The 13,070-nt window shown below is 68.6% G+C and carries 9 protein-coding genes; 2 read left to right on the top strand and 7 right to left on the bottom strand.

The genetic code is table 11. The features are described from left to right. The first annotated feature begins 36 nt into the window (after nt 1-36). Nucleotides 37-2,364, top strand: coding sequence for a penicillin acylase family protein (locus VG556_RS05920; protein WP_100449682.1), 2,328 nt, complete (start codon nt 37-39; stop codon nt 2,362-2,364). A gap of 82 nt (nt 2,365-2,446) precedes the next feature. On the opposite strand, the gene VG556_RS05915 is transcribed toward VG556_RS05920, so the two are convergent. Together VG556_RS05915 and asnB are read right to left on the bottom strand one after the other, a co-directional pair. Continuing rightward, nucleotides 2,447-3,835 carry a cation:proton antiporter gene (locus tag VG556_RS05915; protein ID WP_100449681.1) on the bottom strand — a complete coding sequence of 463 codons (1,389 nt, stop codon included), beginning with the start codon at nt 3,833-3,835 and terminating at the stop codon, nt 2,447-2,449. 101 nt (nt 3,836-3,936) lie between these two features. Next, on the bottom strand, nt 3,937-5,628 hold the full coding sequence (gene asnB / locus VG556_RS05910) for an asparagine synthase B (protein WP_100449680.1): 1,692 nt from the start codon (nt 5,626-5,628) through the stop codon (nt 3,937-3,939). 338 nt (nt 5,629-5,966) lie between these two features. On the opposite strand from asnB, the gene VG556_RS05905 reads away from it, so the two are divergent. Continuing rightward, nucleotides 5,967-6,845, top strand: coding sequence for a tetratricopeptide repeat protein (locus tag VG556_RS05905; protein WP_100449986.1), 879 nt, complete (start codon nt 5,967-5,969; stop codon nt 6,843-6,845). Between the two features lie 120 nt (nt 6,846-6,965). Here VG556_RS05905 and dapE read toward each other — a convergent pair whose 3' ends face one another. From dapE to VG556_RS05880, 5 genes are read right to left on the bottom strand one after another with little or no spacing between them, the layout of a single operon-like run. After that, entirely contained in the window at nt 6,966-8,093 is a 1,128-nt protein-coding gene (gene dapE / locus VG556_RS05900; RefSeq protein WP_100449679.1) for a succinyl-diaminopimelate desuccinylase, read from the bottom strand. Continuing rightward, nucleotides 8,090-8,461 carry a Spx/MgsR family RNA polymerase-binding regulatory protein gene (locus VG556_RS05895; protein ID WP_181452924.1) on the bottom strand — a complete coding sequence of 124 codons (372 nt, stop codon included), beginning with the start codon at nt 8,459-8,461 and terminating at the stop codon, nt 8,090-8,092. Before VG556_RS05895 ends, dapE begins: the two co-directional genes overlap by 4 nt. Nucleotides 8,462-8,492: 31 nt before the next feature. Further along, entirely contained in the window at nt 8,493-9,359 is an 867-nt protein-coding gene (locus VG556_RS05890) for a hypothetical protein (RefSeq protein WP_100449678.1), read from the bottom strand. A 2-nt stretch (nt 9,360-9,361) separates the two neighbouring features. Then, the gene (gene dapD, locus VG556_RS05885; RefSeq protein WP_049403826.1) at nt 9,362-10,441 is read right to left on the bottom strand and encodes a 2,3,4,5-tetrahydropyridine-2,6-dicarboxylate N-succinyltransferase; all 1,080 of its coding nucleotides are present in this window, start codon (nt 10,439-10,441) and stop codon (nt 9,362-9,364) included. After that, nucleotides 10,441-13,068, bottom strand: a complete 2,628-nt coding sequence (locus tag VG556_RS05880; RefSeq protein WP_053496011.1) for a [protein-PII] uridylyltransferase — start codon at nt 13,066-13,068, stop codon at nt 10,441-10,443. The genes dapD and VG556_RS05880 overlap by 1 nt, the downstream gene beginning before the upstream one ends. Nucleotides 13,069-13,070: the final 2 nt, after the last annotated feature.

Raw genomic sequence — 13,070 nt, 5'->3', positions numbered from 1 at the left:
GCTACAATCGGCCCACGAGTTCGGAAAGGACGTGCGATGCGACGTACATGGCGTTGGGTGCTGGGCGTGTTGATCGCCATCGTGCTGGTCACCGCACTGGTGCTGTGGCTGCTGCTGCGCGGCAGCCTGGCCGACCTGGACGGCGAGCATGCGCTGCCGGGGCTGGCCCAGCCGGTCACCATCGAGCGCGATGGGCTGGGCGTGGTCACCATCACTGCCGGCAGCCAGGCCGACGCGATGCGTGCGCTCGGCCGCGTACACGCGCAGGAACGTTATTTCGAGATGGACCTGATGCGCCGCAGTGCCGCTGGCGAGCTGTCGGCGCTGTTCGGGCCGAAGGCCATCGACGCCGACAAGCGCATGCGCGTGCATCGGCTGCGTGCACGCACCGAGGCGAATCTGCAGGCCGCACTGGGCGACAACGGCACGGCCGTGCGCGCCTACGTGGATGGCGTCAACGAGGGCCTGGCCGATCTCTCCGTGCGCCCGTGGGCCTACCTGCTGCTGCGGCAATCACCACAACCGTGGCAGGCCAGCGACAGCGTGCTGACCGGGCTGGCCATGTATGCCGACCTGCAGGACCCCGGCAACCAGACCGAGCTTGCGCTCAGCCGCATCCGCGCAGTGGTGCCGCCGGCGCTGTACGCACTGATCGCCCATGACGGCACCGAATGGGATGCGCCGCTGTTTGGCGAACCCACCGGCAACGCCGCCCTGCCCGATGCCAGCCAGCTGGACCTGCGCACATTGAAGGGAAAAACGGGCACTGAGCAGGAAGAGGGCGACGTCATCGGCAGCAACAACTTCGCGGTGGCCGGCGCGCTTACCGCCGACGGCCGCGCCATCGTTGCCGACGACATGCATCTGGGCCTGCGTGCACCCGGCCTGTGGTTCCGCGTGCGCCTGCGCTACCCCGACCCGCAGGCCGCCGGCGGCCAGGTCGATGTCACCGGCTTCTCCCTGCCGGGCCTGCCGGCGGTGATCGTCGGCAGCAACGGGCACGTCGCCTGGGGCTTCACCAACAGCTACATCGACACGGCGGACTATCGCACGGAACCGGCCAACACCGCCGTGACCGTGCACGAAGAGCGCATCGCCGTGGCCGGCCAGGCCGACGTGCTGTTCGCGGTGCGCGAAACCGACTGGGGGCCGATCCTGCATACCCATGCCGATGGCAGTGGCGACGCCCTGCGCTGGGTCGCACACCTGCCCGGTGCCGTACGCCTGGATTTCGCTGACCTGGCCCGCGCCGGTGACCTCGACGGTGCACTGCACTTCGCCGACCGTGCCGGCATCCCCGCACAGAACCTGGTGGTCGGTGATCGCAGCGGGCGCATTGCCTGGCGCCTGATCGGCGCTCGCCCGGACCGCGGCCCCGGCTGTGCACCGGCCGGCTTCAATGCCGCCAGCAACCAGGGCTGCGCGCCGTGGCCGATCCGCAGCGATGCCTCGCCGGCATTGATCGATCCCCCCAACCATCGCCTGTGGACCGCCAATGGACGCGTCCTCGACGGCGAGGCACTCGCCAGCGTCGGCAACGGCGGCTATGACCTGGGTGCGCGGGCGCGGCAGATCCGCGACCTGCTGGCAATCCAGGAGCGCTTCGACGAGCACGACCTTCTGGCGATCCAGCTCGACGACCGCGCGGTGTTCCTGCAGCGCTGGTGGGCTCTGCTGCACGACGTCATCGAACGCAGTGACGACCCTGCGCTGAAGCGTTTGAAGGAGGCCAGCCATCAATGGGGCGGGCGCGCCTCGGCCAGTTCGGTCAGCTACCGGGTGGTGCGTGAATTCCGCACGCAGGTCATGGCCACGCTGTCCGATGCACTGCTGGCCCCGGCCAACGCGCAGCTGGGCGATGCCTACCTGGACCCACGCCTGGCACAGCTGGAAGGCGTGGCCTGGCCGATGCTGGAACAGCGCCCGGCCAACCTGCTGCCACCGGCCTTCGACAGCTGGGATGCGCTGCTGATCGACGCCGCCCGCCGTACCGAGGGTGAGCTGGCCAAGCAGGGGCCGCTGGCCAAGCGCAGCTGGGGTGAACGCAATACCGCGGCGATCTGCCACCCCATCGCACGGGCGCTGCCGGACATCGCCAAGCGCTGGCTGTGCATGCCCGCCGACCGCCTGCCCGGCGACCGGGACATGCCGCGCGTGCAGACGCCGAACTTCGGCGCCTCCGAGCGCATGGTTGTCTCGCCCGGCCACGAGGCCGACGGCATCGTGCACATGCCCGGCGGCCAGAGCGGCCATCCGCTGTCACCGTACTGGGGTGCCGGCCACGAGGACTGGGTGCATGGGCGCCCGACACCGTTCCTGCCCGGCAAGGCCCAGCACACGATGACGCTGGTGCCAGCCCGGTAGTGCCGGCCGCTGGCCGGCATCCATGCAGGTGTGTCCAGCATCACCAGGTTGCCGGCCAGCGGCCGGCACTACCGTTCAACGCTCAGCCCCTGCGCCGTTCGATCAGGTTCAGCAGCGGCCCGGTCATCGCCGTGGTCACCAGCGCCATGATCACCAGCACCGCGAACAGGCGGTCACCGAGCAGGCCCAGCTCATACCCCAGGTTGAGCACGATCAGCTCCATCAGGCCGCGGGTGTTCATCAGCGCGCCCAGCCGCCACGCTTCGCGCGTGGGCATGCCGGCACTGCGCGCGGCACTGAAGGTGCCCAGCAGCTTGCCCGTCGTGGCCACCGCGATCACCACCACGCACAGCACGATGTCGCTGGCCTGCAGCGCATCGGCGCGCATGCGCAGCCCGGTCATGGCGAAGAACAACGGCAGCAGCAGCGTGACCGCGAACGGCTCGACACGGGCCATCAGCAGGTCACGCAGCTGCGCGTTGGACGATACCGCGACACCCGCAGCGAACGCGCCGAACAGCGCGTGGATGCCCAGCATCTCGGTGACCAGCGCACTGCCCAGCGACAGCAGCAGGATGCCGAGCAGCCAGCGCCCCTCACGGCCCGGCGCAATCTGCCGGCGCGCGAACCACGGCTTCACCAGCCCCAGCATCAGCGCCACGAACGCGACCACGCACACCAGGTTGAGGCTGGCCGGCAACCAGCCGCTGGCCTGGGCGGCAGCCACGATCAGCGCCAGCAGGCACCACGCGGTGGCATCGCCCAAGGCAGCGCAGGCGATCGCGGTCTGCCCCAGCGGCGTCTGTGTGATCCCACGGTCGGCCAGGATGCGCAGCAGCACGGGGAAGGCCGTGATGCTCATCGAGATGCCTACGAAAAGTGCGAATGCGGTGAAGCCCACACCCTGTGGGCCATGCTGCGGATACAGCCAGATCGCCAAGGCGACGCCGAGCACGAACGGCACTGCAATGCCGGCATGGCTGACGGTAAAGGCGAAACGCCGACGGCCACGCAGCGCCGCCAGGTCCAGTTCGGCACCGGCCACCAGCAGGAACATCAGCACGCCCAGCTGGCTGAGCATGCCCAGCGGGCCCAGCGAACTGGCCGGGAACAGCGCACCATGCAGCTGCGGCAGCAGGCTGCCAAGCACCAGCGGCCCCATCATCAGGCCAGCGGCCATTTCGCCGATCACCGCCGGCTGTCCCATGCGCTTGAGCAGCGCCCCCGCGCCCTTGGCCACCAGCAGCAGTACCAGCAGCTGCAGCAGGAACAGGCCCAGCGGAGACGCCAGATGCTGCACCCAGCCGCCTTCGGCGGCGACGGAGGCACGGGCAACCGCCTCGGGCGCCGCCGGCCCGGCATACCGCGCCAGCAGCACGCCAGCCAGCAACGGAACCCCGGCCCAGGCCAGGTAGCGCCATCCCCATTTCGTGGGCGGCGCGTTGCCGCCTGCCTGTACGTCCATGAACATTCCCCAATGTGCAGGGGGCGATCATACAAAAAGGGGACGGAGGGGATTAAGGCGTTAATGGCACAAACGACTTAATCCCCTCCGTCCCCTTTTGGGGGTGCTCAGGCCAGTGCCTGCTCGTGCACGCCGGCGATCGCGCGACCGGAGGGATCTGCCGCCGCGGCGAAGCTGGCGTCCCAGGCGATGGCCGCGGGCGACGAACAGGCGATCGACTTGCCTCCCGGCACGGTCTCGGCCGCTGCCCGGCTTGGGAAGAACTGCTCGAACAGGTGGCGGTAGTAGTACGCCTCCTTGGTCTGCGGCGGGTTGTGCGGGAAGCGCTTGTCGGCGGCCGCCAGTACACGGTCGCTCACCTGCGCCTCGGCATGTGCCTTCAGCCCATCGATCCAGCCATAGCCCACGCCATCGCTGAACTGTTCCTTCTGCCGCCACAGGATGCTGTCCGGCAGGTAGCCGTCGAACGCCTCGCGCAACACGGCCTTCTCGATGCGGCGGCCGCCAAAACCGGCACCGACCATCTTGTGTGCGGCATCGAAGCGCATCGCCACATCGAGGAACTCACGGTCGAGGAACGGCACGCGCGGCTCCACGCCCCAGGCCATCATCGACTTGTTGGCGCGCAGGCAGTCGTAGTTGTGCAGGGCGTCGAGCTTGCGTACCAGCTCGTCGTGGAATTCACGCGCATCCGGTGCCTTGTGGAAGTACAGGTAGCCACCGAAGATCTCGTCGCTGCCCTCGCCGGAGAGCACCATTTTCACGCCCATCGCCTTGATCCGCCGCGCCAGCAGGAACATCGGCGTCGATGCGCGGATGGTGGTGACGTCGTAGGTCTCGATGTGGCGGATCACCTCCGGCAGGGCATCGAGGCCTTCCTCGAACGTGTACTCGAAACCGTGATGCACGGTGCCCAGCGCTTCGGCGGCGATCGCTGCGGCGGCCAGATCGGGCGAGCCCTTCAAGCCGATCGCGAACGAGTGCAGGCGCGGCCACCAGGCTTCGGTCTGTCCCCCATCCTCGATGCGACGACGTGCGTAGCGCGCGGCCACCGCCGCCACCAGCGACGAGTCCAGGCCACCGGACAGCAGCACGCCATAAGGCACATCGCTCATCAGCTGGCGCTCCACCGCATGCTCGAACGCCTGGCGCAGTTCAACCAGATCGGCCTGGCGGCCCTGCACGTCGGCGTAGTCGCGCCACGGTTGCTGGTAGTAGCGCACCAGCTCACCGCTGGCACTGTCGAAATAGTGGCCCGGCGGGAACTGCGCGACATCGGCACAGGTATCGACCAGCGCCTTCATTTCCGAGGCCACGCGCAAGCGCCCCTGGGCATCGTGGCCCCAGTACAGCGGCACCACGCCCACCGGGTCGCGCGCCACCAGCACGCGTCCACTGTCACGGTCCCACAGCGCGAAGGCGAAGATGCCGTTGAGCTGTTCCAGCCACTGCGCCGGCGCGCCGCCCTGGCGGTAGAGCGCGTTGATCACCTCGCAGTCCGAGCCGGTCTGGAAGTCGTAGGTGGTGGTCAGCGCCGCCTTCAACGCCTGGTGGTTGTAGATCTCGCCGTTCACCGCCAGCGCCAGCTGGCCATCGGCCGACAGCAGCGGCTGCGAACCACCGGCCGGATCGACGATGGCCAGCCGTTCATGGACCAGCAGCGCACCTTCGTCGAGATACACGCCGCTCCAGTCCGGGCCACGGTGGCGCTGGCGTTGCGACAGTTCCAGCGCGTGCCGGCGCAGGGTGGGAAGATCGTCACCGGCCTGCAGGCCGAAGATTCCGAAGATCGAACACATGGGGGAGCTCCTGTTGGGGAATTTCACGGGTGGGAAGGTGTTCGACCGGCCATCCAGGCCCGGGCAGGCTGCGCCCGGGCACAAAAAAACCCGCATCGGCTGATGCGGGTTTTCTGGTGTCCGGGCGTGTGTTGCTGTCTATCTACCCAGGGCGCAGTCCCGCATCGGCCGCGCACGATTATTCGCGCGCAGATTATTGCGGTTGTTGTTATTGACGGCGGTGGCCAGGCGGATCGACATGGCATCGACCCTACCCCGCTTTCCGGCGCAGCGCAACCGTTGCGTTGGCAACCACTCCCCGGCGCGCATAATGGCGCGCCGTGAAACGTGTAATGGAAATGCAACACCGCACTGGACGCAACGCGGCGCTGGCCGCCCTGTTCTGCCTGGGCCTGGCCGCCTGCCAGACCCTGGCCCCACCCTCGCCCCTGCCGCCGGCCCAGCTGCAGGGCCTGGAGCAACACGGCACCGACGGCAGCTTCGAGGGTGCCTTCGATACCGCGGAAACCTTCGAACGCTTCAACGATCCGCGCGCCATCGCCTACTACGAGCGCGCCGCCGCGGTCACACCCTGGACCTTCCACAACACCAAGGCGGAAGAAGCACTGGGCAGGATCTGGATCTCCGGCACGCTGCGGCATGCCGACAGCCCCCACATCAATCCGGCGCCGGTGCTGCGTGCGTCCTGGCGACGCGGAGAACGCGCCTACCTGGCGGCGGCCTACCACGGCAATCCCTATGCGTTCTACGAACTCGCCAAGGCCTATCGTCAGCGAGGCGACGCGCAACAGGCGCTGCGCTGGGACCTGCGCGGAATGATCTACGAGCGCTACCCGAGTTCATCGTCACGGCTACCGGATGCGGTGGCCGCACAGGATGGCACCGTGCATCCACTGGTTGCGCAGATCCAGCGCCGCGCCGAGCGTGGCGATGCCGAAGCGCAGGTAGACCTGGGCGCACTGCTGGAAAAGGGCATGGGACTGCCGCGCGATCCCGCACGTGCACTGCAGCTGTATCAACGTGCCGGCGAGAAGGGCAATGTGTTCGGCCAGTACTTCGCCGGACTGCTGCTGGGCCGCGGTGCACCGGGCGTGGAGAAGGACACCGACGCAGCCGCACGCTGGTTCGCCCGGGCCGAGGCGCAGCGCTTCTACATGGCGGCGCCGAGCTACTGGGAAAAAGCGGTCGAGCCGCCGTTCTTCATTTTTTCTGAGTAGAGCCGAGCCATGCTCGGCTGGGCATTCCCCGCAGAAGCAGCCGAGCATGGCTAGGCTCTACAGGAAAGCAAAGCCGGCGAAAGGCGTGCCGACCAACGGTCGGCACCCAGCGTCGCAGGTTCACGCCAGCAGCCGTTCCACCAGCCGCTGGTACAGCCCCGGCAATGCCTCCAGATCGGCCACGCGCACGTTCTCGTCCACCTGGTGGATGCTGGCGTTGACCGGCCCCACTTCGATGCACTGCGCGCCCAAGGGCGCGATGAAGCGTGCATCGGAGGTGCCGCCGCCGGTGCTTTCTTCAGGTGCACGGCCGATGTGCTCGGCCAGCACCGCACGCGCGGTGGCACGCAGCGTGCCCTCCGGGGTGTAGAACGGCTCGCCGCTGCGGTGCCACTTCAGCGTGTACTGCAGGCCATGCCGTTCCAGCAGCGCGGTGATCTCCGCTTCCAGCTTCGGTGCGTCCCAGTGCGGGTTGTAGCGGATGTTGAAATCCACCTCGAGCTCGCCGGGAATCACGTTGTTGGCACCGGTACCGGCATGGATGTTGGAGACCTGCAGGCTGGTCGGCGGGAAACTTTCGTAGCCGTCATCCCAGCGCCGCGCACTCAGCTCGGCCAGGGCCGGCGCCGCCTGGTGGATCGGGTTGCGTGCCTTCTCCGGATACGCCACGTGGCCCTGCACGCCCTGCACGCGCAGCTTGGCCGACAGGCTGCCGCGACGCCCCACGCGCAGCAGGTCACCCAGCGTCGCAGTCGAGGACGGCTCGCCGGTGATGCACCAGTCGATGCGCTGGCCGCGTTCGGCGAACAGGCGTGCGACGTGGCGCACGCCATCGACGGCGTCGCCTTCCTCGTCGCTGGTCAGCAGCACCGCCAGCGTGCCGGGATGATCAGGATGCGCGGCAACGAACTGCTCGGCGGCCACCACGAACGCCGCCACGCTGCCCTTCATGTCGGCGGCGCCACGGCCATACAGCACGCCATCGCGGATCTGCGGGCTGAACGGGTCGCTGGCCCAGGCCTCGCGCGGGCCCGTCGGCACCACGTCGGTATGGCCCAGCAGCACCAGTACCGGCGCGCCCTGGCCGTGGGTCGCCCACAGGTTGTCGACCTCACCCAGCCGCAGGTGATCGCACTGGAACCCGGCCTGCTTCAGGCGTGCCGCCAGCAGCGCCTGGCAACCGGCATCATCGGGCGTCACCGAGGGCCGCGCGATCAGCTCGCAGGTCAGGTCGAGCACCGCGCTCATGCGTCACCCACGCCGAAGCGGGCCTTGAAGCCGTTGTCGCTGAAGCCCTGGCTGATCGTGCCATCGGCCGTGACCACCAGCGGGCGCTTGATCAGCTGCGGGTACTCGCGCAGCAGCAGCTTCCATTCGGCCTCGGAATCGGCGGCCTTGCGGTTGTCCGGCAGCTGCCGCCAGGTGGTGGAGGACCTGTTGATCATCGCGGCCAGGCCACCCAGCTGCGCGGCCCACGCCAGCAGCATTTCCGGGCTGGGTTTGTTGTCGCGGTAGTCGACGAAGGTGTACGGCACGCCGAAGCGGTCCAGCCACCTGGTCGCCTTCTTGCAGGTATCGCAGTTCTTCAAACCGTAGACAGTGGTGCTCATGGCCATCTGTGATGCTGGAAAACAGAGGGCCAGAATCTCACAACAGGCGCTCGGACACGACCCGGAAAGGTACCCTTGGCAGCTGGAAGGCCAGCCCCTCGTGCAGCGCCACGCCCATCGCCTGCAGGCGCGGGCACTGCTGTTCGCCTTCCAGCTGCAGCGGTTGCAGCTGCGCGATGTCCACCGGCAGAGCAATGCGGGTGCTGGCCCAGCGCTGGTCGCAGGTGCGGGCGATGGCCTCGTCCTGGCAGGTCAGGAAGCGCAGCAGGGCCTGGTGGCCGCCGAAGGCCGCCGCCCACCCGGCATCGTCCCAGCCCGCAGCGCCCTGCCACTGCAGGTGCAGCGCCGGCGCACTGCCCCGCCCGCCCTCGATCAGGGTGTACCCACCGCCATCGGCGCGCACCACGTGCGCGAAGCGCACCGACAGATGCGGCTGCATGGCATCGCTGAAAGCGCGCGCGCCGGCGACGAAGGCCAGCTGGTCCATCACGTTGCGATCAAACAGCACCACCGGCGTCCCGTCCCGATCGTCGTCACGACGCAGGTACCAGCGCCAGTTGCTCTGCCTGGGAGACGGCATCAGCGAGCGCAGCGGCCCGGCCAGCGCGGGCCCGAAGTGGCCGTGCCGGTAGCTGAGGATGGTGTAGGGCGTGCGTCCGGCATGGACCACGTAGTGATGGCCTGGTGGTGGCATCGGCGCTTGGCGTACGTCGACCCACCAGTTCACGTAGACCACGTCGCGCACATCGCTTACCAACGCCGGCATCGGCCAGCGCCGCGACAGCGCGCGGCGCAGCCGGGTCCAGCGTGGAGCGTGCAGCAGGCGCGGCAGCATCCGCCCGAACAGGGTGTCGGACGGATGCTGGTAGATCGCGGACTGCGCCAGATCCTCCGGCGCCGTCATCTTCAGTCAGCCAGGCCGCGCAGCAGGTCGTTGACGCTGGTCTTGCTGCGGGTCTTGGCATCAACCTGCTTGACGATCACCGCGCAATACAGCGAGTGGGTGCCGTCCTTGCTCGGCAGCGAGCCGGACACCACCACGCTGTACGGCGGAATGTAGCCGTAGGTGACCTCGCCGGTGGCACGGTTGTAGATGCGGGTGCTCTGGCTGAGGAACACGCCCATGCCGATCACGCTGTGGTGGCCGACCACCACGCCTTCCACCACTTCCGAACGCGCACCGATGAAGCAGTGGTCCTCGATGATGGTCGGGCTGGCCTGCAGCGGCTCCAGCACGCCACCGATGCCGGCGCCGCCGGACAGGTGGCAGTGCTGGCCGATCTGCGCGCACGAACCGACGGTGGCCCAGGTGTCGACCATGGTGCCTTCGCCGACATGGGCGCCGATGTTGGTGAAGCTCGGCATCAGCACCACGTCCTTGCCGAAGTAGGTACCGCGGCGGGCGATCGCGCCCGGCACCACGCGCACGCCACCACGGCGGAACTTCGCTTCGTCATAGCCGGCGAAGCGCGATTCGACCTTGTCCCAGAACGGCGCCGGGCGTGCATCGACCACCGCCATGTCGTTGACGCGGAAATACAGCAGCACGGCTTTCTTCAGCCACTCATTGACCTTCCAGCCGCCCTGGCCGTCCGGCTCGGCGACGCGGAACTCACCGCTCTCCAGGCCGTCGATCACGCGGTTGACCAGCGGCTTGGTCGACCCTTCCAGCTCGTGCAGGGTCAAGGTGGCGCGGCGCTCGAAGGCGCTCTCGATGCCGAACTTGAGTTCTTCCACGCCCGGTGCCGACGGCTTGCGCAGCGACTTGCGGGCGATGGTTTCGGCGCGGACGGCTTCGGCGCTCTTGGCCGGGGCCGGCTTCTTCACAGCACGCTTCACTGCAGCCGTTTTCTTCGCCGGGGCCTTCACCGCAGCGGCCTTCTTCGGCGCAGGGGTCTTCTTCGCGGCCGGTGCGGCAGCAGCGGGTTTCCGGGCCGCTGCGCTCTTGGGGGTCGCGGCGGTCTTCTTGGCGGGCTTGGTGGCCATCAGGCGGGGTCTCCGGCGTTTCGATCAGGGTCCAGGCAGGCCAGCATCGCGTCATGCAGCTGCTGCCGGGCAGGTTCAGTCAGGGGGAGGTCGTGTTCGTCACTGATCACGAAGGTGTCTTCGGCGCGTTCGCCGAACGTGGCAATGCGCGCATCATGCACGCGCAGGCCCTGGTTGCGCAGCACGAACGCCACATCGGCCAGCAGGCCGGGACGGTCGGGGGCGACCAGGGCAAAACGGGTTGCGCCCGGTTCATCGCGGAACTCGATGCGCGGGGCGAAGCGGAAGTGCCGCAGCTGCCGCGGTACCACCCGGCGCGACGGCCGCAGGCGCGACAGGTCACCGCTGAGTGCCTCGCGCAGTGCCGCTTCCAGGTTGGCACTGCTGCCATCGGCAAAGGTATCGGCCGGGTTCACTTCGAAGGTATCGAAGATGGTGTCGGCCGGACCGTCCAGCACGCGCGCGCGATGGATGCCGTAGCCCTTGCGGTCCAGGGTCATCACGATCGCGGCAAACAGGCCATCACGGTCGGGCGAGTGCACGAACACTTCCAGCGCCGGGTCGTCGACGCTGATCCGGCGCACCTTCACCAGCGCCTGGCCCTGCTTCACCGGCACCAGTGCGGCGGCCTGCCAGGCCAGCTGCTCGGGGCGCAGGCGGATGAAGCCCTCATCCGGCATCACCGCGAACTGGCGGTCGATGGTGGCATCGTCGTAACCCTGCTCGCGCACCAGTGCGCGCACGCTGTCACGTGCCTCGGCCACGCGCTCGGCGGCCGGTACCGGGTGCTCCAGCCCCTCGCGCAGCGCGCGCCGGGTGGCAAAGTACAGATCGGCCAGCAGGCGGTCCTTCCAGGCATTCCACAGTTTCGGGCTGGTGCCGGCGATGTCGGCACAGGTCAGCAGGTACAGGTAATCCAGGCGGTCGCGGCTGCCGACCAGGGTGGCGAAGCGATGGATCACCACCGGATCGGCGATGTCCTGCTTCTGCGCGGTCACCGACATGCGCAGGTGCTGTTCGACCAGCCATGCCACCAGCTCGGTATCGGTGCCACTGAGCGCATGCGCCTGGCAGAACGCGCGCGCGTCCACCGCGCCCAGCTCCGAGTGGTCGCCGCCGCGGCCCTTGGCGATGTCATGGAACAGGCCGGCCAGCAGCAGCAGTTCCGGCTTGCGCAGGCGCGGCCACACTTCGTGCGCGATCGAGAAGCGCTCGTCGGCGCGGCTGCTGGCGAACTGGCCGATGTTGCGCAGGACCATCAGCGTGTGCTGGTCGACCGTATAGACATGGAACAGGTCGAACTGCATGCGCCCGCTGACCTGGGCAAACGCGGGAATCCACTGGCCAAGCACGCCCAGCCGCGCCATGCGCGAAAGCGTATCGACCGGACGCTGGCCGCGCAGCAGGGCCAGGAACTGCTCGCGTGCATCGGCATCGGCCTGGTCATAGGCCGGCAGCAGCGGCAGCGACTCGGCCAGTGCACGCGCAGTGAGCGAATGCAGGCCGCGTACCTGCGGGTTGTTGGCCCAGCTGGAAAACAGGGCGAACACCTGGCCGATGTCGCCGCGCGGCCAGTCGGCCTCGTTGGCGGCCAGGTAGCCACGGCGCAGGGAAAAACCCACGGTCAGCGGCTCCGGCTGGGCCTCGCCGTCGAACTGTTCCTCGAAGCGCTGCAGCAGCCGGTCGCTGATCCGGCGCACCACCAGCGCGGCGCGGTAGAAGCCCTGCATCATCTTCTCGACGCCGAGGTTCTCGGCATCGTCTTCGAAGCCCAGCCGCGCGGCCAGGGTCTTCTGGTAATCGAAACGCAGGCGCTCTTCCGGACGGCGCGCGACCAGGTGCAGACCGAAGCGCAACCGCGCCAGCACTGCACGTTCGCGCTTCAACGCCGCGGCTTCGTCGGCGCCCAGGTGGCCGAGCCCGACCAGGGCCTCCAGGTCGCGCACGCCGAAGGCACGCAACGCCATCCAGCCCAGCGTATTGAGATCACGCAGGCCACCGGGGCCATCCTTCAGGTCCGGCTCCAGGTTGTCGGCGGTATCGCCGAAGCGCTGGTGGCGGTTGCGCAGCTCTTCCAGCTTGGCCAGGAAGAAGGCGCGTGCCGGCCACAGTTCGCGGTCGTCGATCGCCTCGCGCAGCGCGCGGCGCGCAGCATCATCGGCCAGGATCGGGCGCGCCTCGATCAGCGCGGTCAGCACGGTCTGGTCAGCCGCCGCCTCCCGGCACTGCGATGCAGAACGCACCGCATGGCTGACAGCCAATCCGCAGTCCCACAGCAGCGCGAACAGGCGCGCCAATGCCGCCTCGTGCGCCAGTTGTGCCGGCGGATCGCCGAACACCAGCAGGTCGATGTCCGAACGCGGGAACAGTTCACCGCGGCCATAGCCGCCGACCGCGAACAGCGACAGGCCGCTGTCGGCCGGCAGGCAGCGCTGCCAGGCCAGGCGGATCAGATGGTCGGCAGCGCGCGCGCGCAACGCCAGCAGGCGCTCGATGTTGTCGCCCTGGTCGAAGCGGCGGTACAGGCGCGCGTCGGCCTGCTGCAGCGCCTGGCGCGCGGCAGCAGCCCAATCCGGGTCGTTGAGCGACGCGGCCGGCGTGTCCAGCAGCGAACTCGCCGGCAGCATCT

The organism is Stenotrophomonas sp. CASM106, from assembly GCF_049384825.1.
GTDB classification, from domain to species: Bacteria; Pseudomonadota; Gammaproteobacteria; order Xanthomonadales; family Xanthomonadaceae; genus Stenotrophomonas; species Stenotrophomonas muris.
The sequence above is the reverse complement of the archived record's forward strand: the minus strand, read 5'-3'. Positions and strand labels throughout refer to the sequence as shown.